Source organism: Francisella salina (genome assembly GCF_000219045.1).
Taxonomy (GTDB): domain Bacteria; phylum Pseudomonadota; class Gammaproteobacteria; order Francisellales; family Francisellaceae; genus Francisella; species Francisella salimarina.
On sequence record NC_015696.1, the window covers coordinates 1514441 to 1536953 of the forward strand.

Here is a 22513-nt window from a genome sequence, read left to right on the forward strand (position 1 = left end):
ATGATGGACTGTATCAAAAATAATCTAATCAATCGTTTCATTAAACTTTATGATAGAACTCCCCAAGTTTTTTTCTCGCCTGGCAGAGTAAATTTAATTGGAGAACATACTGATTATAATAGTGGTTATGTAATGCCATTTGCTATCAACAAAGGTACTTTTATATCTATAGCAACAAGAAGTGATAATGTTGTAAATGTCTATAGTGAAAATCTTGATGACTCAACTTCTTTTAATATCAGTGAAATAAACCAAGAAGTATCAAACACATGGCAAAACTATATAAAAGGCGTTATAAATATAATTAAATTAGATTTCCATAAAGATATCAGAGGTGCGGATATTTATATCTTTAGTGATTTACCTTTTGGAGCTGGTCTTTCATCATCTGCTTCTTTAAATACTGCATTAGCTTATGCTTATAATGAGATCTATAAACTAAACATCTCTAAACTTGAGCTTGCAGAAATTGCTCAAAAAGTCGAGCATGAATATATTGGTACAAAATGTGGAATTATGGATCAGATGGCTTGTTTATTTTCAGAGCAGAATGCTGCAACAATGATTGATTGTAATGATAATCATTGTAAGAACATACCTTTTGAACTTGACAATCTATCGGTGCTTATTTGTGATACAAATATCAAACATAATCTAGCAGACTCTGCCTATAACAAACGTCGTCAAATTTGTGAAGATATAGCTAAATTTAATAATATAAAATCACTGCGTGAGCTAGACATACAAAAATTAGAGCATACTAAAACTAATTTTAATAACGAAGACTATAAACTCGCATTGCATGTCTACACAGAAAATCAAAGAGTAATAGATGCTACTAATGCAATGATAAGTAAAGATTGGAATGATTTAGGTAATTTAATGTACCAATCTCATAACTCTTTAAAAAATGATTATAAAGTTAGTTGTAATGAACTTGATTACTTAGTCGAGCTATCTCAAAGTTTTACTGGAGTTTATGGAGCTAGAATGACTGGCGGTGGCTTTGGAGGCTCAACTATACACCTTTTACCAACTAAACTTTTGAAGAGTTATACAAAGTACTTAGAAAAAAACTATTTTGAGAAGTTTAATATAAAACCAACTTTTTATATTTCAAAAGCTTGTCAAGGCACACATATAATATGTGATAAAAATAACTGATATTCTATGAATTTCTAGAATGACTATTCTTGGTAAATTATTAGAGTCAAAATTGACTACAATTTATTATAAGATTCAGATATTTTTTTATACTATTATAGCTTTGATCACATCACACTTTTCTTTTGCTTCAGAACCTCTCCATGATGAGGATATACTTGATAAAAAAAGCTATTACAACGTATATAACTTTGATGATATCAATAGTAAAGATTTCGAACCCGCACCATTTGTAGGAGTTAGTGGAGGATGGGGGCAAGCTACGGCTGGATCTCCCAGTGGTATAGTATTTACGACTGTTGGATATAGATTTACAGAATCCTTTGGAGCTGAATTTGGCTATGCTGCTGCCATATCTAAGCAGTATTCTACTACATTAGTCAATAATAACTATATGGGCATCTTAAAATACTATTATAAAATAAATAATTACTTAAATTTAAGTGCTGGTGTAGGAGCTGGCCTTAGTCATAATAATATACTCAATATAGACAATGCGAATAATGCTCCTGAATCATATCTTAATAATGATAACTCTCAAACCGGATTTGTAATTTTCCCTATTAGCTTAGGAACACCTGTTAAATTTATCGATAACTTAAGTGTTGGTGTGAATTATATTTATGTCAGAAATTTTAACAATACATCTGTAAATATCGTTACAACAGGCTTAATATATTCATTTCTATAAACTTTAGTAGCTTATTAACCAATAGCTTTTATTTTTTAGCTAATATTTTCTCAATCGGCTGATAGTATTTTGAATCTTTAACAAGTATGTAACCAGTTTCACTATTAGAATCTGTAAGATAGGCATGTTCAAATATATTTGATTTTGTAAGTGGCTCATTTTTTGCATTAGCTATACCAAAATAGTAATTATAAATAACTCCTCTAGGATGTTCTTTTGATAATTCAACTTTAGTTTTGGAACCACCTTTATCTTTCAGCTCTTGAGAACTTAAAGAAGTTACGTGAATATAAAGCCCTTGTATATTATTACTATCTGTCAAATAACGTAAATAAGAATCAAGATTATAGCCAAACTCTATTGCTTTTGTCATACTCATAGGATTTTTAGGTTGGTTATAAATATCTATAACAATACTTTTAACTTTAAGTTGGCCTTTATATTTAGCAAACCATTCTTCTGCACTTAATAGCCAATTATTGTCTTGATTAAATATTTCATAAGTACGTTTATTTTTATAAGACAATCTTTCAAGATCACGATAGTTTTCTGATGAGTTATAGCTTATTTTTAAATGAAGACTTATAGTATCTAAGCTATAGTAATTTTTTATAAAGTTACTTTCTATGTACTTTTTGATTTTCGGCATTAGTATATTCTCACCACAGTTATCACTATTCACGTTGTACTTCCCATCTATGCTAGGCACAGTAGGGTTAGCATTCACAAGATTATTATCAAGTTGATTAGCCACAAATACAGTACATTCATTTACTTTTTTACTAGATAACCAGCCTGTATCAACATACTCTCCTAAAACTACAGATAATCCTCTATCATAAGTTCTCTCAACTTTATATTGTCTATTATATTTTTTTTCAGCATAGCTTTGGGCCATGTCTTTGATTTGACCACCTGTAGTAAGGGCAAAACTATAACAAAACTGTATAGGGATAAATAAAACTGAAACTGTTATTAATATCTTGTTTAATTTCATAGAAATTCAAGCCATTTAAAATAAAAAATTATTTACTTAATATTATAGCTAATTAATAATTTAAATGTTAACTGAAATAAATAGTATATGATGATTAATCAAGATTAATCTTACTAGAATATATTTTTGACTTTTTCTAATAAGTTATTTTTTTCTTGTTCAGTATATGCTTTAGACTGAATATTACCCCAAACTGGAGCTGGCCATACAGGGTCATTTTCAAAACGTCCTACTACATGAATATGCATTTGCTTAACTACATTGCCTATAGTAGCTACATTTAGTTTGTCTGTATTATATTCTTTAACTACAAAACTAGATAGTTTATTAATAATCTTATTAATATTATACTGCTGTGAATCATCAAGCTGATACCACTCTGTTCTATCTGTAAACGGTACAACTATAAACCAAGGCACTATTGAGTTATTCATTAGCAAAACTTTACAGTCTAAGTGTTCATAAATTTCAAATGTATCTGCCTCTAAACGAGAATCTAGTTTAAACATCAAACAGTTTCCTTACTTTTTCTAAATCTTGAAGCGTGTCAACACCAGCAGGAGTTGGTTTAGCTGATTGCTCAACAGCAATTTTATAACCATTATATAACACTCTTAGTTGCTCAAGAGCTTCATATTTTTCGATTGGTGATATTTCAAGTTCCGCATAGTGCTTCAAAAAACCAACTCTATAAGTATATATACCAATATGTCTAAAAAACTCAGATACACTAACTTGATGATTCTCTGAAAAACCTCTTTCAAAAGGGATTGAGGCTCTGCTGAAATATAAAGCATAATTATTTTTATCAAAAACAACTTTGACATTATTTGGATTATATATGTCTCCAGGTTCAGTAATTCTCTCACACAATGTCGAGACAACTGCTTGTGGCTTTTCGATTAATAATTGTGCTGCTTGCTCGATATTTTCAATTGGAATCAAAGGTTCATCACCCTGTACATTGACAACAATATCTTCATCAGCAAAACCTAGCTTAGTAACTGCCTCAGCTATCCTATCTGTACCAGATTCATGATCGTCTCCTGTTAAGATTACTTTTGCACCAAATTTTTCTGCAACTTCTTTTATTTCTTCTGAGTCTGTAGCTATGATTATGCTCTTAAATTTTGATTTAGCTACCTTTTCATATACTCTTTGAATCATTGGCTTACCAGCGATATCTGCAAGCATCTTGCCAGGTAGACGTGTTGACTTAAGTCTAGCAGGAATTACAACATGAATATTAGCCATATTTTTTTACCTCTTCTAGCGTTAGTTTTTTGGCTTCTTCAACTAACATTACTGGAATATTCTCACGAATTGGATAGGCTAATTTGTCAGCCTTACAAATTAAAAGCTGATTTTCTTTGTCATAATGCAAGCTTGAGTTACAAACTGGACAAACCAACACATTTAAAACCGAATGATCCACTATTTCACCTCTATTATAAATTCATATTTATCTGCTACTTGTTCTGCTTTGACAAGTATATAATCATTTACTTTACACCATGCTGGAATATCATGCATAGTCCCCGGATCTGTACAAACTACTTTTAGTTGTTGACCTGACTGCATGGCTTTCAAAGCATTTTGTGTTTTGATAACTGGCATTGGACAAAGAAGTCTTTCTAAGTTTAATTGTTGCATTATATATACCACTCTTTTTTAATCTCATCAGCAGGCATCGGCTTAACCACAACTTCCTTACTAGTACCGTCAAGATAGTTAAACACCATTGTTACGCTTTCAGCATTTTTACCCTGAGTAAATCTGCCTAAAATTTGTGCCGTAAAATCTTCATCAGCCTTATCAAAGTCGCCATCAATAAGAATTAAAGGACCCTGATGGGATGAGCAGTAAACATGTATAAATTGATTTTTATAGCCATTTAAATAATTATTCTCACCTTCTTCGCGACCGACTATAAGTTTATACTCAGGTTTATAACGAATATGCCTGCCTACTTTAAGAAGCATAATATCATCAAATTCATACTCTTTTGAGTTACGCGCCTGCCATAAATCAACTAGTTTATCAGAGTATTGTTTATCAGTGAGAAAACAACATCCTCCAGCAGGAGATGCATAATCTTCTATACCCCACTCACGCGCCATTCTCATTTGATCTTTTCTACCTCTACCAGTTATTCCCATTAGCTTAGATCTATCAACCCAACCTTCTCTTTCAGGTTTTGTTTCTGGCAAGTTTTTAGCACTTAGCGGCCTAAGCAATAAATCATCTACACCCGATTGTTTTTGAACAACTGGCATTGTACTTTTACGCTGTGACATTGGTCTTTGACCTATTACTTCACCTGTAATTATAAAATCGAAGCCATTTTCCTTTGCCCATTCTTTTGCTTTACGCACCATAAAAATCTTACAATCTAGACATGGATTCATATTCGCACCATAGCCATATTTAGGGTTTAGTAAGACATCTTTGTACTCTTCAATCACATCAATAATATGTAACTTAATCCCTAACTGCTCAGCAACCCATAGTGAATTGTTACGTTTTTGTTTTTCTTTATCTTGCTTACGAATTGCATGAGTATGTCCCTCAACACAAAAACCAGTAAAAAAATTTATACCTTCTACATGTATACCCTGCTCTAGCATCAGCTTTGTTGCAAGCATCGAATCAAGACCGCCAGAGATTAGTGATACTGCTTTAACTTGTTTCTTTTCCATTGTTATTTTGTCTAATTAAATCAAATATTAAATATTTGTAATAATTTTAACATATCGATATTTTATAACTATAGTTTTGTGAGATTTGTATTTCTATTTAAGACTGTTTAGTTTTCTGACTATAAGACCGGGCTGCATAATACCCAATTATTGATCCTAGCATTGATCCAGCAATTAAATCACTAGCAAAGTGGAAGTATTGTAACAATTGTGTAACCACGACTAAAAATGCCAACAATACCCAAAGCCATCTATATTTTGGAAATAAAATCCACATACTTACACTAAATGAAAATATAAATGTAGCATGACCAGATGGAAAAGAGTTGTTAATATTATCGAATGAAAACCAATTGAACCCATATAAATCATTTCTAATCAAAGAAGGATTATTCTTAAAAGTTTCCGTCCAATATCTACCAAAAATACCCTTTAAAATATCTTTGATAAATTGCCCAATTATAATTGCATTAGCTACTAGCAAGAATTTTGTATCAATATCTACTACTTTTTTGAGTATAAGCTTAATGAAATAGTATACATAAAATACAAATACCAAAACTTTTATAAATGAAATAATATCATCTGAGAAAAACTTCATAATCGTGTATTGTCGAGAATTATGCGCATATAGAAACCAAACAATTTGTCTATCGACAAAGTAGTAACAAAAGAGTATTGAAAATATTCCTAAAATAATTAGTAGCAAACCTTTTTTATTCATTTTCTTAATTTGATAGTTTTTAAAATGCGAATATTCTACGCCATTATGTTGCTGATGTTTAGTATTTTTTAATGAAAACATTCCCAAATCTCTTGGGCTAGTTTTTTACTAATCCCTTTGACTTTTGCGATTTCATCAACAGATGCTCTAGACAGCTCTTGCCAGCCTCCAAAATACATTATCAAAGCTTTACGGCGCTTTGGTCCAACGCCTTCTATTTCTTCAATAATTGATGATTGTCTATTTGCACTTACTTTTTTACGCTGACCTTTAATCGCATGATCATGAGCAGAGTCCCTAACTTGTCGTAATAATAAAAATCCTGGATTGTGCTCATCTAATGTATATTCGGTATCATCAAAACCTTTGTAGATTTTTTCTTTACCACTTATACGCTCAACACCTTTACCTAAACTTACAAGTTGGACTTTATCTTGAATTCCAAACTCTCTAAAAACGGCTTCTGCTTGATGAATCTGCCCTTTACCACCATCTATTATCATAACATCAGGGAGGTTGTCAGCTTCTAACCCTGAACTAACTCGACGCGATACTGCCTGATGAATTGCTGCATAATCATCTCCGGCTTTAATATCCTTGATATTGTATCTGCGATGAGATTTGCGGTCCTCACTTTCATCTGTATATACAACACATGATGCTATGGTTGCCTCACCTTGAAAGTGCGAAATATCAAAACACTCAATACGCTTAATATTTTTTTCTAACTCAAGAAATTCTTTGAGTGATTCTAAGCGTTTTTGATACTGAGATTTTGAACTTGTGTAGATGTTTAACTTTTGTCGTGCATTTACCTCAGCTAATTTCAACCATTTGAGATTGTCAGCAGCTGGTGCAACTATCCAATTTATGGCTTGACCAATTTTTTGAGAGATACTATTCATAAGATCAGTAATATCAGCAAACTCAACTTTTGATATGATTATATTTTTTGGCCAAATATTACGAATTTCATCACCTAAATAAAAATGAGATAAAAAAGCATGCATGATTGAGGTTTTATCCTGCCCTTTGGCATCTATACTCCAATGTCTATCTGCGACAACATCACCATTTTGAATTTGTAATAAGGCTATACTTGCATAGCTATCTTGCATATAGATACCGATTACATCAAATGTTTTATCTTCTTGAATATCGACTATTTGCTGCTGTTGTAGTTTGCGTAATATCACTAACTGGTCGCGATAAACTTGAGCCTTTTCATACTCCATATCTTCAGAAGCCTGATACATTTTAGCTGAAATTTCTTCTAAAACACTACTAAACTTCCCCGCTAAAAACTTCTTCAAAATAGCTAGCTGTTCATCATATTGCTCTTGAGAAACCAAGCCTACACAAGGAGCCAAGCATCTTTTAATCTGGTACTGTAAACATGGTCTAACCCTAGACTTATAGTATGAGTTTTCACACTGACGAATTGGAAAGATTTTTTGGATGATATTTAGAGTATTCTTAACTGATGATATAGATACATAAGGTCCAAAACATTGACCTTTTTTATATGCTGATTTACCACGATAAAAAGATACTCTAGGAAATTTATCACGAGAAATTACTAGATATGGATAACTTTTATCATCTTTAAATAGAATATTATATTTAGGACGATGTTGCTTAATGAGATTGTTTTCTAACAAATATGCTTCATAGTCACTAGGAGTAATAGTTATCTCAATTCGAGTTACTTGCTCTACCATCATTAGAGTTTTACTATCTTTCGCGCCTTTAGAAAAATAACTATTTACCCGATTTTTGAGATTTTTTGCTTTACCGACATAGATTATCTCTCCGTGCTTATCAAGCATACGATAAACACCGGAGTGTGTAGTCAAGTTAGCCAAGAAACTTTTTAAATCAAAATCTTTAGAATTATCAGCAATCATCTAATTTTATTAAACAATAAATCTATGAAAATGATAACATATACCTAGTTTAATCTACTACTTATTAATAAATACAAACTAATGTATGAAATATACCCTTTTATAACTGATAGAATATGGATTATTGAGTATCCAGTTAAGTATTCAGGGATAAAATTTAGCTCCCGTACAACACTAGTAAAGCTAAAGGATGATTCTATACTAATACACTCTCCATGTAAGATTGACAATAGTTTAAAGAATAGGATTTTAAAGATTGGTGACGTTAGCTGTATAATAGCTCCTGGAAACTTCCATCATTTACATGTCAAATCTGCACAAGATGCTTTTCCTAAGGCTAAAACTTATATCTGCCAAGGTGAGGATAAGAAACAGCCTGGCCTAAAATATGATAAGATACTTACAGATGAGCCTATCTCGGAAGAATTACTACAACAACCCATTCTGGGTAATAAAATTATGAACGAAGTTGCTTTTCTTCATAAAGACACCAAAACTCTAATATTAGTAGATGTTATTGAAAATATAGGTAGTAATACAAACAATATAGGCTGGGGTATAAAGATATGGTGGCTAATTCTTAGAATGTGGAACAAAGCTAAACCTGCTCCAGAATATCAAATCGGTTGGAGTGATAAAGAACTTGCAGCTCACTCTTTACAGAAAATTCTAGATTGGGATTTTGATAAAATCATTCTGGCTCACGGAAATTTAATCACCCAAAATGCTAAACAAATAGCCACCCTTGCATGGCGTAAACCTCTCAACAAATTAAAAAAATGATAATAGATACAAATAAGAAATTAGAAGATGTTGTAAAAGCTCTCAAAAATGCAAAAGAAATAGCTGTTGATACAGAGTTTTACTGGATGCGTACATATTACCCAGAGCTTTGTCTTGTACAAATAGCTACTGAAAATGAAATCTTCTTGATAGACACACTAGAAGATCTTGATTTTAGTAAACTTAAAGATATTTTTGAGGATACTAATATCCAAAAAATAATCCACTCGGCAACAAATGATATCCCAATTATAAAAAGATTTTTTGATTGTGAGGTTAATAATATTTTTGATACTCAGCTTGCGGCTTCATTTTTAGGTACTCAATCGCAGATATCTCTCAAGGCTCTACTCAAAGATATACTTGATATTGAAATGGAGAAAGAATCTCAATTTTCAGACTGGCGTAAAAGACCACTTTCTCAAAAGCAGTTTGACTATGCTCTAAAAGATGTTGAGCATCTTATAGAAATCAAATACCATCTTGAATCAAAACTTAATCAAACTGATTATAAGCAATACTTCCATGAAGAACTATTAGAGATACAAAAAACAGAGTTTAACACTATTGATAACATCCATAATAAAATTGGTAATATACAAAAGTTTAATGAAAAAACTCAAAAAAACGCCATATTGGTAGCTCAATGGCGTGAATCTATCGCTCAACAAAAAAATATTCCTGTTAGATTTATTTTTGATAATAAAATTCTCTATGCAATAGCTCATAAAAATCCTAAGTCTTTAAACTCATTTGATACTGAAGAACTAAAAAAACTTAAGCCTTGGATCAAAAAAAGCATAATAACAGTTATAAACTCTAAACAGAATCTAGAGCATATAAACTTAGAGCAAAAATCTGGAGCTAAAATATCCACCGAGATAAATGACAAAATAACTATTTTTTTTGATAATGAAACAAGAAACTTCAAATTCGATGCTTCACTAATAGCATCAAGAAAAGATATTCGCTCAGTAGCATACAATCTTAGTATCGATCCTAATTACTCGAATAATAAGCTATTAGTTAGTTGGAGATATGAAATAGTTGGTAAAAAATTAAAAGAGTATATACTTGATACCATAAAATAATATATGACATTTTCTCTGTTATCTAATTATGAAAAATATAACTCGAGATTCTAAATTATTCCCTATAGTACTGGCTTTGTTTGCTGCCCTTCCACCACTAGCTGTCAACACTTATGCTCCTGCTATTCCACTGATAGCTAATGACTTTGGTGTTAGCAATAGTACAGTTCTTACAACCTTTGCAACATATTTTATTGGCTTTTCATTCGGTATGCTTTTTTGGGGAGCTATCTCTGATAAATATGGACGCAAAAAGATTATTATCATTGGTAGCGTAATCTATATCATAAGTACTGTCCTATGTTCATATAGTTATAACTTCAAAATGCTTGAAATAATGCGTTTGATACAAGGATTATCTGACTCAGTAGGTGCTGTAATAGCCTTCTCAATAGCTCGTGATTGTTACAAAGGTGCTAAACTTACAAACCTTGTAGCATCAATAATAATAATATTGTTAATAGCTCCAATAGTAGCTCCAATAATTGGTACTATTCTTACAAATTTAACTCATACTTGGCAAAGTACATTTCACTTTTTAACTATATATGGTGTAGTTATGCTTCTATGTGCTTTTCTAATTGAAGAAACTCTAGAGCATAAAGATAGAAAGTCTAGTATTCTAAAATTAATACCAAGCTACTTTCAACATTTAACTAATCCTCGCTTTATGCTTGCCACAGTAGCAAGTGGTACTATTTTTGCAGCTCTTTTTATCTATATTTCATCATCAGCTTTAATTTACCTAGGTAGCTATACAACAGGATCTTTATGGTACTGTATATATTATGGTTTATGCTGTGTTGCTGCTATATTTGCAAATTACTTGATAAAAAGACACTCAAGCAAAGTTCAACAACTTAAATTCTTATACTATAGTGTCGCACTTATAACTATGAGCTGTATTATTTCAATTATCTTTAATAGCCTAAATTTTGATAATGCCTTTTTTTATACATTAATAATGTTTGTTTTATGTGGAAATGTAGCCTTTAGCTCAACTCTTATTTATTCATTTGCAATAGATCAAATTGATCATAGTTTTGGTACAGCTAACTCGATTGTTAACTTTATCAAAAATATGATTGCAGCAAGCGGAAGTTATTTTATAAGTTTCTATCATGATAGAGATTTAGTGATAGCATCTCCAATTTTTCAATTTATCTTTGCATTAGCAACAGTTATGCTACTTTTTGGAATTTATAAACTAAATAAAAAAGCTAATAGAAGCTAAACCTCTACAGAATGAGCCTTTTCTAACAGATATTCTTTCTTAACTACTTGTAGAGCTTTCTCATTAGTTGACTCAAGCACTACTTCTGGAGCTACTCCATTTTGATATGCCTCTAACCACCTCAACGCACATAGACACCATTTATCTCCAGCTTTAAGCCCAGGAAAATCAAATAAAAGATTAGGTGTAGACAAGTCATTGCCTCTTGATGCTGTATACTCTAGAAACTCTTTGGTCATAATGGCACATACAACATGTAAGCCATGATCATGATTATCAGTACGACAAAAACCATCTCTATAAAACCCAGTCTTAGGCTCTAAACAACACGGCTTCAACATACCACCTAAAACATTTTTTTGTTCTGACATATTTTTTAAAAAAAGATTATTTTATTAAATATAATAAAGCAGAAAAATAATGAAATAAATATTTTAAGATTAAAGTTTTGAAATATCAGCTACACCAACAAACATTTTATGAATAGTTGCAAGTAATGCAATTCGATTATCTCTGACACTGGCATCATCATCCATAACCATTACATTTTCAAAGAACTCGCTAATGACTTTATCAAGACAAGTTAGAAGCTCTAAAGCATAGCCATAGTCTCTATTGTCTAAATACTTATCAAGACCAGCACTTATTTCTTCGATACTATAAGCAAGTGCTAGCTCATACTCATTACCTATCGATTTAGCTAACTCAATGTTATAAAAGTCCTTATTCTCATCGGAAGCGTTCTTATTAAGAATATTAGCAACACGCTTATTTGATGCTATAAGGCTCTGCGCTTTATCTGAAGATAGAAAGCTAGTTACAGCCAATATTCTAGCTGCAAAATCCTTGATTGAATCATATTTAGTATTAATCACTGACTCAAAGATATTTACAGCGATACCTTCATCTTTATATAGATTTTTTAGTCTATCTAGACAGAATGATATAACTTCTGCTTTTATATCAGATCTAAACTCTAATTTATTTACTTCTTTATAGCTATCTAATGCAATTTCGATAATCTTTTCTAAAGCTATATCAATATTTGTATCTCTTAGAATACGTAGAATACCAATTGCAGATCTTCTTAGAGCAAATGGATCTTTGTTTCCTGTTGGTTTTTGACCAATTCCAAATATCCCAACTAGAGTATCTAACTTTTCTGCTAATGCAACACAAGCTGCGACATCAGTTTTTGGTAATTCTGCACCAGAATATTTTGGCCAATACTGTTGTTCTATAGCATCAGCGACGATATCTGTTTCACCATACGCTTTTGCATAATACTTACCTATGATCCCTTGTAGATCAGTAAACTCAAATACCATATCAGATATCAAATCAGCCTTAGCTAATAAACCAGCTCTGTAAGCTTGTTGGCTATCTACATCATTCAAATCTGCTAGTTTCTGTGCTGTATTAGCAATTCTTTGAGCTTTTTGATACATATTTCCAAGTTTATTTTGGAATGTAACATTTTCTAATCTAGGTAATAACTGTTCTAAAGATTTCTTCAGATCTGTATCATAGAAAAATGCCGCATCAGCTAATCTTGCGTTCATAACTTTTTGATTACCAGATGTTACAAGCTCAGGCTTCTTACTCTCAATATTTGAGATTGTAATAAAGTTTGCAACAAGATTATTATCGCAATCTAATAATGCAAAACACTTTTGATGCTCCTCCATTGAGGATATCAACGCCTCTTGCGGTACTCTCAAGAAATCATTATTGAAACTACATAGCATAGCATTCGGATACTCTACAATAGCGCAAACCTCTTCAACAAGATCATCATCCAAAACTACTTTATAGTTATTTTCTTTAGCTATCTTTTGGGCTTGTTCAATTAACATCTGCTTGCGTTGCTCCCAATCGACAAGAACTTTAGCTTCAGCTAATACTCCCTCATATTCAGAAATCTCATTGATATATATTGCATCAGGATGATGAAACCTATGCCCATAAGTAACATTAGAAGCCTTATGTCCTAGAATCTCAATATCAACAGCTTCTCTACCGTATAATGCCAAGACCCAATGCACAGGTCTCACAAATTCAACTACCGAATCACCCCAACGCATCATTTTTGGAATTGGTAGCTGTTTAAGCGCTTTTGCAATGATTTCTTGCAATAAGGAAATAGTTGGCTGACCAGACTGTGTAGTTTTATAATAAAGTTTGTCACCCTTTGGTGTTTCGATTCTATCTAACTGATCAAGCTCTACACCACAAGAATTTGCAAATCCCAAAGCTACTTTTGTTGGCTCACCATCTTTATACGCAATATTTACTAAAGGCCCTTGTTTTTCAATAACTATATCATCTTGAAACTCTGCTAAATTTTTAATTACAAAAGATAACCTTCTTGGTGACGCAAACCACTTAGTTTTACCAAAACTAACTTTTGCCTCTTGTAATTGGTTACTTACACTGTTTAACAGTGACTGTGCTAAATTTCGCAATGCTTTTGGAGGTAATTCTTCTGTACCTAATTCAAATAAAAAATCTTTTGTAACTTTGCTCATTTACAAACCCTATAGATAAATGTTTACTTTATTAATACTCTCTAGATGCTGGAAAGTATAATTATTATGAATATTGGGCTATATTATAACTTAATAACCCAAAGAATTTAACTAAACATCTATGTTTATTGATACGCATTGTCACTTAGATTTTACTATTTTTGATAAAACACGAACTACACTATTACAAAACTGTGATGAATTAGGTATTACTCACTTTATAGACCCGGCTACTCAAAGAAATAATTGGGACAATCTAATTCAACTTAATCAACAATATAATAATATCTCTATTTGTTTTGGCTTACATCCAGTATTTATTAATAATCATAGTATCTCTGACTTAAATGCTTTAGAAGAATATAGCAATAAACACTCAACTAAAATAATTGGGGAAATTGGTCTAGATAAAAGATTTGAAAATTTTGATAAACAGATAGAATTTTTTTCAGCGCAAATAGCTATTGCTAAAAATCTCAATAAACAAGTAATTATTCATGCTGTAAAATCTCATAATGAGGTATTACGAATCATTAAAGATTTAAAATTTACTAATTGTGGTATTATTCATGCTTTTAATGCAAACGATACTATCGCACAACAGTATATAGATCTTGGTTTTAAATTAGGCATTGGAGGAATTATCTCTCATCCACAATCAAAACTTAAACAAACTCTACAAAAAATCAATCCTAAAAATATTGTTTTAGAAACAGACTCACCTGACATGAGACTTTATAATAGTTATGAAGATATTAACACTCCAGAAAATATACCTACAATTTTTGAATTGCTTAAGGATATTTATCAATTAAATCCTGATATACTAAAACAACAAATTTATAATAACAGCTTAGAATTTATCTAAAAAATGTATATAGCCAACTTACGCTTACAAAACTTTAGAAATATTCCTTTTAAGAGTTTTGATTTTAAAAATAGTATAAACTTTATAGTTGGCAAAAATGGTTCTGGTAAAACATCTATACTTGAGTCGATATATTTTCTCTCACATAGTAGATCATTTCGCAGCTCACAGCTCAATCGCATAATTAATCATGATTGCGATGAGTTTATAGTATACACTAAAGCCTATAACCAAGATGAAGTAATCATCTCACTATCACGCAAGAAAAATAGTAATAATATTTCAAAACTAAACTCAGAAATTCAAAAAAATCACACTGAGATAACTCGAGTTTTACCTATCCAATTAATGAATCCTGAAAGCTTCAACATTATAAATTCAGGTGCTCAACAAAGATGTAAAGTACTCGACTGGGGAGCTTTTTATCTTGATAAAACATTTTTAAAAATATGGCAACAAACCAAATTTTTAGTAAAGCAAAGAAACTCAGCTCTTAAACAAAACTATCCTAAAACTTATATTAACGGAATAGATAAAAAATTATGTGAATTTGCAGATATATTGGATAAAAAGAGACATGCTTATTTCTCAAAATTAAAACCAAAGATCTATGAAATTCTATCGCAGTTTAACCCAAATTTGAAACTCGACATAGATTACTTCCGTGGCTGGAATTCACACAAAAGTCTAACACAGGTTTTAGAGGAATCATTTGAATCTGATAATAGATATAATGTAACTAATCATGGACCTCATAAGGCAGATATAGTCCTAACTATAAATCATAAGCCAATACAAGATATCTTCTCCCGTGGTCAACAAAAACTACTGATCTGTGCAATCAAATTAGCACAAGGAGAAATTCATAACCTAGAAAATGAAAATAAATGTATTTATCTAATAGATGATATAACATCTGAACTTGATAATATTCACACGCAGACACTATTTAACTATCTAAAAAAGCTAAAATCACAGGTTTTCATTACTACAACAGAAAAAAACAAAATTAATGACTTTCTTGATTTAGATAGTCATATCATCGAAATATAGGATATAAAATAATGCTTAGAATAATACTCTCACTATTTATACCAATACTAGTTTTTGCCAATAATTCAATATGTGATGGTAATACTTATGAAATTAACCAGTGCCTCAAGGCTCAAATGCAAACGTACGACAAAAAACTAGATTCTCTTAAAGGATCTAACATCAAAGATTTTAAAAGATACCGTGATAATATATGCTCAAACATTAGCTCTGCATATAATGGAGGAACTTATGAATCTATTAAATATGGAAACTGTATAATCTCTCTTAATAGATGGTTTTTAGAAGAGATGCAGCGATAAGTGCTTTCTAACTTGCACACCCGTATCCTAAACTAGAATCTATATTAGAAAAAGCAGCTCCTCCTGATGACTGAGTACATAGTACAGTATTAGGATAACTTGGGTTTCCGCATGTATTAGATAAGCTTCCCGGTGATCTAAATTTAACCCTTGATAATCCTGCCGAAGAACAAGCAGACCCCATAGCACTCCAACCTTTAAAGTCAGATGGTTCTAGATCTTTAACTGCCTCAACGAAGTTCTTTGCAGCTTCAGCTATGAAGCTATCAGAAGAGGAGGAGTATCTCTCTGCAATATTATTAACTATCTGATCAGGATCACCCTGACCCATAATTGAATCTTCAGGAACTTCAACAGATGGATAAAAAGCAAACATTTTATTACCTTCTGAATCCTCACCAACATAAATACCGCTATCTTCATCATTTACTTGAACTTGACTAGCATTCAAAAGACCTATCTGACTAAAATAGCTATCTCTTTCAGAGGGTGCTGATTCGTTTTCGCCTATAGGATTTGTAACTCCGGGCACCATATTTACAGGAATGTTTCCAGCGCTTTTGACAACTTCTAGATTTGTAGCATTCAATAATAAAGTACTAAAAAAATACTCCAAAAAATAATTATTACTTTTTTTATACTCATTATCTGTCTCCCAATTTTAAATTTACTCTACTATAGATAGGTCATACTGGTAATATGGATCTGTAACACTAGGTATTAAAGTTGGTTCAACATGTACTTCAATATATGCATTTTGAGCATCTACTTTTTCCTTACATACTTCTACAACACTACCTTTATTTACTTCAACACACCCCCAAAGCTCAGAATCATCATCAGGAAACTCGCCGTTTACGTTTGCATAATGAGTCATTTCATCAATATAGCTTCTAGCTGTCATATCAGTACCTGAAAGCTTTGCTCTAACTTGATAATTTGAATATAATGGCACCGCTGCAGCAGCTATAATAGCGAAAATAGCTACCACTATCATTAGCTCTGTTATTGAGAAACCTCTATTATTCATACAACTAATACAGATAAATAAAAACCTCACTGAGAATAACTCCTATTATAAAACAAATACATAGAAAAAAAAATAGCACCTATTTAAAATTGATTAGTAAAACTTTATTTTCATGAATAATTACAGTTTAAAAATCTTTATCTATTCGTTAATTTAATCCAATAATATATAATTAACTTTATTATTAACTGCTCTATGAATTTTCAGTTGTGCTAAAAAAAATCATATGCTTTATAAGCCTAGCTTTTATGCTCGTTGGTTGTAAAGACACCTACAAAAACAATCAATGGAGTAAATTCCATAGAGATTCGGCTACTAGTTCTAATCTACACTCAAGGCTTGTTGAAGTTCATAATCGTGAAAGTATCGGATTTAAATATTCACCCTACGGTGCAGATTTTAAGAATAAATTATAACCTAAGCTCTTTTACTAACTGCAACATTTGTCATATATACACCCAAGAACACTACTCCTCCAAAAAGTAGTGATAAGATCGAAATTGTTTCTCCGTATAAAACAAAACCAATCAAAATAACTAAGAATGGCATAGTATTTTGAAAAACTGCTGTTTTATAAACTCCAATTTCTTCAAGAGCTCTTAAGTACCATAAATAAGCTAATACCGTTGCAAATGCAGCTATGTATAACATACTCACCCAGAACTTAATATCTGTATTATCAAGTTGAGAAAAATCAGATTTAAATAAACTTACAACAGCAAACATTATCATGCCAACTATAGCTCCATAAGTATTGATTGTAATCATATCAACACCTTCTCTTACACAACATTTACCGAATATTGCATAAGCGGAGAAACAAACAACTGCTAATATACTTAATACTTCTCCAAGATTCATATTTACGCTAGTTGAACATTGTGAGGCAGCACTAGAAAACATAACAACACCAATTGTACCTAACAAAGCAACTAAGATACCTATTTTTGCTTGTTGATTAACTCTCATATTGAACATATAGCTTGACAGTATAGTTATTAAACATGGACTAAAAGCATATATAATTGCAACAATATTTCCTGATATAAGTTTCTCAGCCCATAAGAATGTTATGTTGTACAAGAACACTCCAAAGAACCCCACAGCTATAACATAAAGCCATTGTCTAAGATTTAAGCGTGGAAATAATGTTTTGGTGAAAATATAATGCACTACAAGAAAAATCAAAGACGCCATAATGTAACGAATAAGACCAACCATATATATATCGACATACTCTAATGGAATAGGTGCTATATGATATAAGCTAGCCCAGAAAACTAAAGCTAAGAATATTTTGACATACCCTTGAAATAAAGAAGAGCTCATGAGTTTTAGGTTATCTATTTTTTATCAGATACTCTACTATACTCGGATCTAAAAGTGTAGATGTGTCACCTAAATTATCAAAATCATTTGCAGCTATTTTTCTCAGAATTCTTCTCATGATTTTACCAGAACGAGTTTTTGGTAAATCTGGAGTAAACTGAATCACATCTGGACTTGCTACTGGACCGATCTCTTGTCTAATATAAGATACCAATGTTTTTCTGATGCTATCAAGATATTCATCTCCAGCACCCTTACCATCATGACCATCTTTTAGTATGCAATAGACATAAATTGCTTCACCTTTGATATCATGAGGCATACCAACTACAGCAGATTCTGCAACACTAGAGTGAGTATTCAATACAGCTTCTATTTCAGCAGTTGCCATTCTATGACCTGATACGTTAATAACATCATCCATACGACCTTCTATCCAGATATAGCCATCCTCATCCCTTCTAGCAGCATCTCCTGAGAAATAAAAACCTTTGAAACTACTAAAGTATGTTTGAATATATCTATCATGATCACCATAAATAGTTCTAGCCATACCAGGAGTCGCAGCTCTAATACACAAAGCTCCTTTGCCAACTCCTTCGATCTCTTTACCATCTGTATCTAATAAAGCCACATCAACACCAAAGAAAGGCTTAGATGCAGATCCTGGCTTCAACTTGTGTGCTCCTGGTAATGGTAGGATCATGTGTCCACCAGTCTCAGTTTGCCACCAAGTATCAACAAGAGGTGCTTGATTATTGGCACCCTTTTCTACAAACCAGTTCCATGCTTCTGGATTAATAGGCTCTCCTACAGATCCTAATACCCTCAATGAAGTTCTATCTGAATCTCTAAGATACTTATCTCCAGCTTTGATTAATAATCTAATCAAAGTTGGTGCTGTATATAGCGATTTCACATTATGTCTATCAACTTCTTTCCACATTCTAGAAGCATCTGGGTATGTTGGAACACCTTCAAAGATTAAGGAGGTACAACCATTAGCAAGCGGACCATAAACAGCATAACTATGCCCAGTAATCCAACCAATATCAGCTGTACACCAGTAGACATCATCTTCCTTCAAATCAAAAGCCAACTTATGAGTCATGCTTGCATAGACAAGATACCCTCCTGAAGTATGGACAAGACCTTTCGGAGTACCTGTTGATCCTGAAGTATACAGCATAAACAGAGGCATCTCTGCATCAAAGAATTCTATTTTATGTTCATCAGAAACTTTAGCACACTCTTTATCATAACAAAGATCTATATCGTTCCAAACCATATCCTTTGTCTTAGTCCTACTCACAACTAGGACATTTCTAACAAAGTCTAAACCAGAGATCGCTCTATCTACACTTTTTTTAAGAGGTATTCTCTTACCTGATCTAATACTTTCATCTGCTGTAATTATAAACTTACTATCTGCATTTATGACTCTCTGCTTAAGTGCTTCTGCTGAGAAACCTCCAAATACAACTGAATGCATAGCTCCTATACGTGCACAAGCTAACATCGCATATATTGCCTCTGGTATCATTGGCATATAGATGGTTACAACATCACCTTTTTTGACACCATTAGCTTCAAGTATATTAGCCATTTCACATACTCTATGATACAAGTCTCTATATGTAATATTTTTAGTATGATATGGATCATCAGCTTGCCAAACAAATGCAATCTTATTTGCTTTGTCTACTAAGTGCCTGTCAACACAGTTATAACAAACATTTAGCTCACCACCTTTGAACCACTGAATATCAACTGGATCAAAACTACTTGCATAAGCTTTATCAAATGGTTTATGCCAGCTAATATGATGGGCTTGCTTTGACCAAAATGCTTCTGGATTTTCTATTGATTCTTTATACATAACTTCATATTGCTCAGCATTGACATTAGCCTGGGCTATGAAGTCTTCTGAAACTTGAAAACTTGAGTACGGCATATTATTAACTTTAAAAACACGATTAAAATTTATATTAGCATATTTAGCTGAATTTTTGACTATATTTGCACTATCAATATTTAATAAGAATTATTAAATATTGATAAAGATTTATCTATTTTGAAGATACTCTTTAAATTTATCACCCAATTCTTTATGCTGAAGAGCTATTTCATAATTAGCAATCAAAAATCCTAATTTACTACCACAGTCATAACGAGTGCCTTTAAACTCATAAGATAGAATTTTTTCTTCTTGATCAAGAAGTTTAGCTATTGCATCTGTTAGTTGAATTTCCCCACCTGCACCTTCTGAAGTTGATTCTAAACATCTGAAAATTTTATTTGGTAGCAAATATCTTCCAACTACAGCATTTGTTGATGGTGCTTTTTCTGGAGCTGGCTTTTCAACTATTGCTTTTATAAGGTTTTCATTATCTTTAGCTACAATACCATAAGAGCTAGTTTCATCTCTTTTAACTTGTTGAGTAGCTATACAACCTCTAATATCAGTACCTTCTACAGCTTTGACCATTTGTTTAAGGGTACCAGTGCCACAATCATGATTATATACTAGATCATCAGGCAGTATTACAGCAAAGTCTTCGATACCCACAAGAGGTTTAGCACATAGCACAGCATGACCTAGCCCTAAAGCTTCGGGCTGACGAACGAAGAAAAAGCTCACATCTTTCGGGATTATATTTTTGACTAAATCTAGTAGCTCATATTTTTGTTTTTTCTCTAATGAATATTCTAGCTCAAAGTTTCTATCAAAATGATCCTCAAGAGACTTTTTATTTGAGCTTGTAACAAAAATTATCTCCTTACAGCCAGCTTCAATGGCTTCTTCAACTGCGTATTGGATCAATGGTTTATCGACAACAGTTAGCATTTCTTTAGGACATGATTTAGTTGCTGGTAAAAATCTAGTTCCCCAACCGGCAACAGGAAAAACCGCTTTTTTGATTTTCATTTAATCTCCTTAGTATTAGCTATCAGCTAAATTACAGTATAAGCTTACATTAATATTATATCCGTTTACAGAGAAGTTGCTCAATACTTTAGATAGTCTTTTTAGATCATTTGATCTTTTGACATATAGATCTACTAAAATTTCATTTTCAAAATAATATATAGACATCTTTTTATCTAAAATATTACTTTCTGGAATATTATTTTCATCAAAAATAGCTTTTATCTCAGATAGTATCTCCAAACGAGAAGGCTCAAAGTTCTCAAGCTTAATTACACCATCTTCATGATTTGTAACATCCACATGCACTGTAATATCCTTGATATTTTCGATATTATGATAAATATTACTCTTAACAATCTCTGCTATATAGTGACCCTCAGAAGCTGTACTAAACTTATCAACTAAAATATGTACATCCAATACAATTTTACCAGCCATTTTTCTAGTTCTCAAAAAATGAAAATCATGCACCCCTTCGGAATTGGTAATTATTTCTTTGATGCTTTTACGTGTTTCAGCATCAACACCTTCATCGATAAGCTCAGCAACAGCAGAGTAACCCCACTTGACACCCATCTTAACGATCATATAGCAGACTACTAGGGCAGCAACTGCATCCATCCATGGGAAACCTAAAAAAGCACCAAACAAGCCAACTAAAACAACTACTGAAGACCACATATCTGAACGGCTATGCCAAGCATTGGCCCTTAACATATCAGAATCAATTTTATTTGCAGCTCGCATAGTATACTGATAGATAAATTCATTGCCAAATATAGAAAAAACTGCTGCATACACAGTAAATCTATCTGGAGTTTCATATTCACCTAGTATCAATGTAGCTAACGAATGATATACAATCAAAAAACCTATAGATATAAGTAAACCAGAAAGCACTAATGTCGCTAGAGTCTCTAATCTTTCATGTCCATAAGGATGGTTGTGATCTTCGCCTTTATTAGCATACTTAGCAGCAAATAAAACCATAGCATCACTCAAAAGATCTGAAAATGAGTGTATGCCATCAGCAAACAATGCTGGTGAGCGTCCTATAATTCCAATAAATGTTTTTGAAATAGCAAGCAATGCATTAACAAACATCCCCACTAGAGTAACTTTTTTGGTGATTTGATATCTAGTATCTGACATTTTTAAGCCTCTTTTATTAGATTTAGCTA

25 protein-coding genes are annotated in these 22513 nt (G+C 32.1%); 9 read left to right on the forward strand and 16 right to left on the reverse strand.

Translation table 11 applies throughout. The features are described from left to right. Nucleotides 1-1164 carry a galactokinase gene (gene galK / locus F7308_RS07440; RefSeq protein WP_013923248.1) on the forward strand — a complete coding sequence of 388 codons (1164 nt, stop codon included), beginning with the start codon at nucleotides 1-3 and terminating at the stop codon, nucleotides 1162-1164. A gap of 52 nt (nucleotides 1165-1216) precedes the next feature. Beyond that, nucleotides 1217-1855 (forward strand): outer membrane beta-barrel protein, encoded by a 639-nt coding sequence (locus F7308_RS09905; protein WP_198006045.1) that lies wholly within the window; start codon nucleotides 1217-1219, stop codon nucleotides 1853-1855. 28 nt (nucleotides 1856-1883) lie between these two features. On the opposite strand, the gene F7308_RS07450 is transcribed toward F7308_RS09905, so the two are convergent. The 8 genes from F7308_RS07450 to uvrC all read right to left on the reverse strand — a co-directional run bounded on the left by F7308_RS07450 (nucleotide 1884) and on the right by uvrC (nucleotide 8182). Further along, nucleotides 1884-2852 (reverse strand): hypothetical protein, encoded by a 969-nt coding sequence (locus F7308_RS07450; protein WP_013923250.1) that lies wholly within the window; start codon nucleotides 2850-2852, stop codon nucleotides 1884-1886. 113 nt (nucleotides 2853-2965) lie between these two features. Beyond that, complete coding sequence (locus F7308_RS07455; RefSeq protein ID WP_013923251.1) at nucleotides 2966-3361, reverse strand: HIT domain-containing protein; 396 nt, start codon at nucleotides 3359-3361, stop codon at nucleotides 2966-2968. Further along, nucleotides 3354-4106: a 3-deoxy-manno-octulosonate cytidylyltransferase gene (gene kdsB, locus F7308_RS07460; RefSeq protein WP_013923252.1), complete on the reverse strand. Its 753-nt coding sequence runs from the start codon at nucleotides 4104-4106 to the stop codon at nucleotides 3354-3356. Before kdsB ends, F7308_RS07455 begins: the two co-directional genes overlap by 8 nt. After that, nucleotides 4099-4287 carry a Trm112 family protein gene (locus F7308_RS07465; protein WP_013923253.1) on the reverse strand — a complete coding sequence of 63 codons (189 nt, stop codon included), beginning with the start codon at nucleotides 4285-4287 and terminating at the stop codon, nucleotides 4099-4101. The genes kdsB and F7308_RS07465 overlap by 8 nt, the downstream gene beginning before the upstream one ends. Then, nucleotides 4287-4505 (reverse strand): sulfurtransferase TusA family protein, encoded by a 219-nt coding sequence (locus tag F7308_RS07470; RefSeq protein WP_041263768.1) that lies wholly within the window; start codon nucleotides 4503-4505, stop codon nucleotides 4287-4289. Before F7308_RS07470 ends, F7308_RS07465 begins: the two co-directional genes overlap by 1 nt. After that, nucleotides 4505-5551: a tRNA (5-methylaminomethyl-2-thiouridylate)-methyltransferase gene (locus F7308_RS07475; protein WP_041263770.1), complete on the reverse strand. Its 1047-nt coding sequence runs from the start codon at nucleotides 5549-5551 to the stop codon at nucleotides 4505-4507. The genes F7308_RS07470 and F7308_RS07475 overlap by 1 nt, the downstream gene beginning before the upstream one ends. 97 nt (nucleotides 5552-5648) lie before the next feature. Continuing rightward, the gene (locus tag F7308_RS07480) at nucleotides 5649-6275 is read right to left on the reverse strand and encodes a phosphatase PAP2 family protein (protein ID WP_041263964.1); all 627 of its coding nucleotides are present in this window, start codon (nucleotides 6273-6275) and stop codon (nucleotides 5649-5651) included. Between the two features lie 68 nt (nucleotides 6276-6343). After that, nucleotides 6344-8182, reverse strand: coding sequence for an excinuclease ABC subunit UvrC (uvrC, locus tag F7308_RS07485; RefSeq protein WP_013923256.1), 1839 nt, complete (start codon nucleotides 8180-8182; stop codon nucleotides 6344-6346). An 81-nt stretch (nucleotides 8183-8263) separates the two neighbouring features. On the opposite strand from uvrC, the gene F7308_RS07490 reads away from it, so the two are divergent. The 3 genes from F7308_RS07490 to F7308_RS07500 are packed head-to-tail and all read left to right on the forward strand — an operon-like array spanning nucleotide 8264 to nucleotide 11290. Beyond that, a complete protein-coding gene (locus F7308_RS07490; protein ID WP_013923257.1) occupies nucleotides 8264-8965 on the forward strand; it encodes a DUF4336 domain-containing protein in 702 nt (233 codons plus the stop codon). Beyond that, on the forward strand, nucleotides 8962-10056 hold the full coding sequence (locus tag F7308_RS07495; RefSeq protein WP_013923258.1) for a ribonuclease D: 1095 nt from the start codon (nucleotides 8962-8964) through the stop codon (nucleotides 10054-10056). Before F7308_RS07490 ends, F7308_RS07495 begins: the two co-directional genes overlap by 4 nt. A 28-nt stretch (nucleotides 10057-10084) precedes the next feature. Beyond that, nucleotides 10085-11290 (forward strand): multidrug effflux MFS transporter, encoded by a 1206-nt coding sequence (locus tag F7308_RS07500; protein WP_013923259.1) that lies wholly within the window; start codon nucleotides 10085-10087, stop codon nucleotides 11288-11290. On the opposite strand, the gene F7308_RS07505 is transcribed toward F7308_RS07500, so the two are convergent. Together F7308_RS07505 and glyS are read right to left on the reverse strand one after the other, a co-directional pair. Next, a complete protein-coding gene (locus F7308_RS07505; protein WP_013923260.1) occupies nucleotides 11287-11661 on the reverse strand; it encodes a DUF2237 family protein in 375 nt (124 codons plus the stop codon). The two genes, F7308_RS07500 and F7308_RS07505, sit on opposite strands and share 4 nt — an antisense overlap. Before the next feature lie 69 nt (nucleotides 11662-11730). Further along, nucleotides 11731-13818, reverse strand: a complete 2088-nt coding sequence (glyS, locus tag F7308_RS07510) for a glycine--tRNA ligase subunit beta (RefSeq protein ID WP_013923261.1) — start codon at nucleotides 13816-13818, stop codon at nucleotides 11731-11733. A 121-nt stretch (nucleotides 13819-13939) separates the two neighbouring features. Here glyS and F7308_RS07515 point away from each other — a divergent pair, with 121 nt between their 5' ends. Genes F7308_RS07515 through F7308_RS07525 form a run of 3 tightly spaced genes read left to right on the forward strand, consistent with a single transcriptional unit; the run spans nucleotide 13940 to nucleotide 16041 of the window. Next, nucleotides 13940-14686 (forward strand): TatD family hydrolase, encoded by a 747-nt coding sequence (locus tag F7308_RS07515; protein WP_013923262.1) that lies wholly within the window; start codon nucleotides 13940-13942, stop codon nucleotides 14684-14686. Nucleotides 14687-14689: 3 nt separating this feature from the next. Then, entirely contained in the window at nucleotides 14690-15739 is a 1050-nt protein-coding gene (gene recF / locus F7308_RS07520) for a DNA replication/repair protein RecF (RefSeq protein WP_013923263.1), read from the forward strand. 11 nt (nucleotides 15740-15750) lie between these two features. Further along, a complete protein-coding gene (locus F7308_RS07525; RefSeq protein WP_013923264.1) occupies nucleotides 15751-16041 on the forward strand; it encodes a lysozyme inhibitor LprI family protein in 291 nt (96 codons plus the stop codon). A 7-nt stretch (nucleotides 16042-16048) separates the two neighbouring features. Here the strand turns inward: F7308_RS07525 and F7308_RS07530 are convergent, their stop codons facing one another. Continuing rightward, the gene (locus tag F7308_RS07530) at nucleotides 16049-16657 is read right to left on the reverse strand and encodes a hypothetical protein (RefSeq protein WP_013923265.1); all 609 of its coding nucleotides are present in this window, start codon (nucleotides 16655-16657) and stop codon (nucleotides 16049-16051) included. 51 nt (nucleotides 16658-16708) lie between these two features. Then, nucleotides 16709-17071: a prepilin-type N-terminal cleavage/methylation domain-containing protein gene (locus tag F7308_RS07535; RefSeq protein ID WP_041263774.1), complete on the reverse strand. Its 363-nt coding sequence runs from the start codon at nucleotides 17069-17071 to the stop codon at nucleotides 16709-16711. A gap of 209 nt (nucleotides 17072-17280) precedes the next feature. Here F7308_RS07535 and F7308_RS10045 point away from each other — a divergent pair, with 209 nt between their 5' ends. Beyond that, nucleotides 17281-17487, forward strand: coding sequence for a hypothetical protein (locus tag F7308_RS10045; protein ID WP_013923267.1), 207 nt, complete (start codon nucleotides 17281-17283; stop codon nucleotides 17485-17487). 1 nt (nucleotide 17488) lies between these two features. Here the strand turns inward: F7308_RS10045 and F7308_RS07540 are convergent, their stop codons facing one another. The 4 genes from F7308_RS07540 to F7308_RS07555 form a co-directional block, all read right to left on the reverse strand. Next, nucleotides 17489-18400: a DMT family transporter gene (locus tag F7308_RS07540; protein ID WP_013923268.1), complete on the reverse strand. Its 912-nt coding sequence runs from the start codon at nucleotides 18398-18400 to the stop codon at nucleotides 17489-17491. 10 nt (nucleotides 18401-18410) lie between these two features. Beyond that, nucleotides 18411-20354 carry an acetate--CoA ligase gene (gene acs / locus F7308_RS07545; RefSeq protein WP_013923269.1) on the reverse strand — a complete coding sequence of 648 codons (1944 nt, stop codon included), beginning with the start codon at nucleotides 20352-20354 and terminating at the stop codon, nucleotides 18411-18413. A 111-nt stretch (nucleotides 20355-20465) separates the two neighbouring features. Further along, complete coding sequence (galU, locus tag F7308_RS07550; protein WP_013923270.1) at nucleotides 20466-21329, reverse strand: UTP--glucose-1-phosphate uridylyltransferase GalU; 864 nt, start codon at nucleotides 21327-21329, stop codon at nucleotides 20466-20468. Nucleotides 21330-21344: 15 nt separating this feature from the next. Then, complete coding sequence (locus F7308_RS07555; protein WP_013923271.1) at nucleotides 21345-22484, reverse strand: cation diffusion facilitator family transporter; 1140 nt, start codon at nucleotides 22482-22484, stop codon at nucleotides 21345-21347. Between the last annotated feature and the right edge of the window lie 29 nt (nucleotides 22485-22513).

What these genes read in the sequence shown, in the direction of transcription:
- F7308_RS07505 (WP_013923260.1), bottom strand. Translation starts at nt 11,661, where the DNA reads ATGTCAGAACAAAAAAATGTTTTAGGTGGTATGTTGAAGCCGTGTTGT.
- F7308_RS07535 (WP_041263774.1), bottom strand. Translation starts at nt 17,071, where the DNA reads ATGAATAATAGAGGTTTCTCAATAACAGAGCTAATGATAGTGGTAGCT.
- acs (WP_013923269.1), bottom strand. Translation starts at nt 20,354, where the DNA reads ATGCCGTACTCAAGTTTTCAAGTTTCAGAAGACTTCATAGCCCAGGCT.
- F7308_RS07495 (WP_013923258.1), top strand. Translation starts at nt 8,962, where the DNA reads ATGATAATAGATACAAATAAGAAATTAGAAGATGTTGTAAAAGCTCTC.
- galU (WP_013923270.1), bottom strand. Translation starts at nt 21,329, where the DNA reads ATGAAAATCAAAAAAGCGGTTTTTCCTGTTGCCGGTTGGGGAACTAGA.
- F7308_RS07555 (WP_013923271.1), bottom strand. Translation starts at nt 22,484, where the DNA reads ATGTCAGATACTAGATATCAAATCACCAAAAAAGTTACTCTAGTGGGG.
- glyS (WP_013923261.1), bottom strand. Translation starts at nt 13,818, where the DNA reads ATGAGCAAAGTTACAAAAGATTTTTTATTTGAATTAGGTACAGAAGAA.
- F7308_RS07475 (WP_041263770.1), bottom strand. Translation starts at nt 5,551, where the DNA reads ATGGAAAAGAAACAAGTTAAAGCAGTATCACTAATCTCTGGCGGTCTT.
- F7308_RS07470 (WP_041263768.1), bottom strand. Translation starts at nt 4,505, where the DNA reads ATGCAACAATTAAACTTAGAAAGACTTCTTTGTCCAATGCCAGTTATC.
- galK (WP_013923248.1), top strand. Translation starts at nt 1, where the DNA reads ATGATGGACTGTATCAAAAATAATCTAATCAATCGTTTCATTAAACTT.
- F7308_RS07450 (WP_013923250.1), bottom strand. Translation starts at nt 2,852, where the DNA reads ATGAAATTAAACAAGATATTAATAACAGTTTCAGTTTTATTTATCCCT.
- F7308_RS07500 (WP_013923259.1), top strand. Translation starts at nt 10,085, where the DNA reads ATGAAAAATATAACTCGAGATTCTAAATTATTCCCTATAGTACTGGCT.
- F7308_RS07455 (WP_013923251.1), bottom strand. Translation starts at nt 3,361, where the DNA reads ATGTTTAAACTAGATTCTCGTTTAGAGGCAGATACATTTGAAATTTAT.
- F7308_RS07540 (WP_013923268.1), bottom strand. Translation starts at nt 18,400, where the DNA reads ATGAGCTCTTCTTTATTTCAAGGGTATGTCAAAATATTCTTAGCTTTA.
- F7308_RS07480 (WP_041263964.1), bottom strand. Translation starts at nt 6,275, where the DNA reads ATGAATAAAAAAGGTTTGCTACTAATTATTTTAGGAATATTTTCAATA.
- F7308_RS07525 (WP_013923264.1), top strand. Translation starts at nt 15,751, where the DNA reads ATGCTTAGAATAATACTCTCACTATTTATACCAATACTAGTTTTTGCC.
- F7308_RS07515 (WP_013923262.1), top strand. Translation starts at nt 13,940, where the DNA reads ATGTTTATTGATACGCATTGTCACTTAGATTTTACTATTTTTGATAAA.
- uvrC (WP_013923256.1), bottom strand. Translation starts at nt 8,182, where the DNA reads ATGATTGCTGATAATTCTAAAGATTTTGATTTAAAAAGTTTCTTGGCT.
- F7308_RS07490 (WP_013923257.1), top strand. Translation starts at nt 8,264, where the DNA reads ATGTATGAAATATACCCTTTTATAACTGATAGAATATGGATTATTGAG.
- recF (WP_013923263.1), top strand. Translation starts at nt 14,690, where the DNA reads ATGTATATAGCCAACTTACGCTTACAAAACTTTAGAAATATTCCTTTT.
- kdsB (WP_013923252.1), bottom strand. Translation starts at nt 4,106, where the DNA reads ATGGCTAATATTCATGTTGTAATTCCTGCTAGACTTAAGTCAACACGT.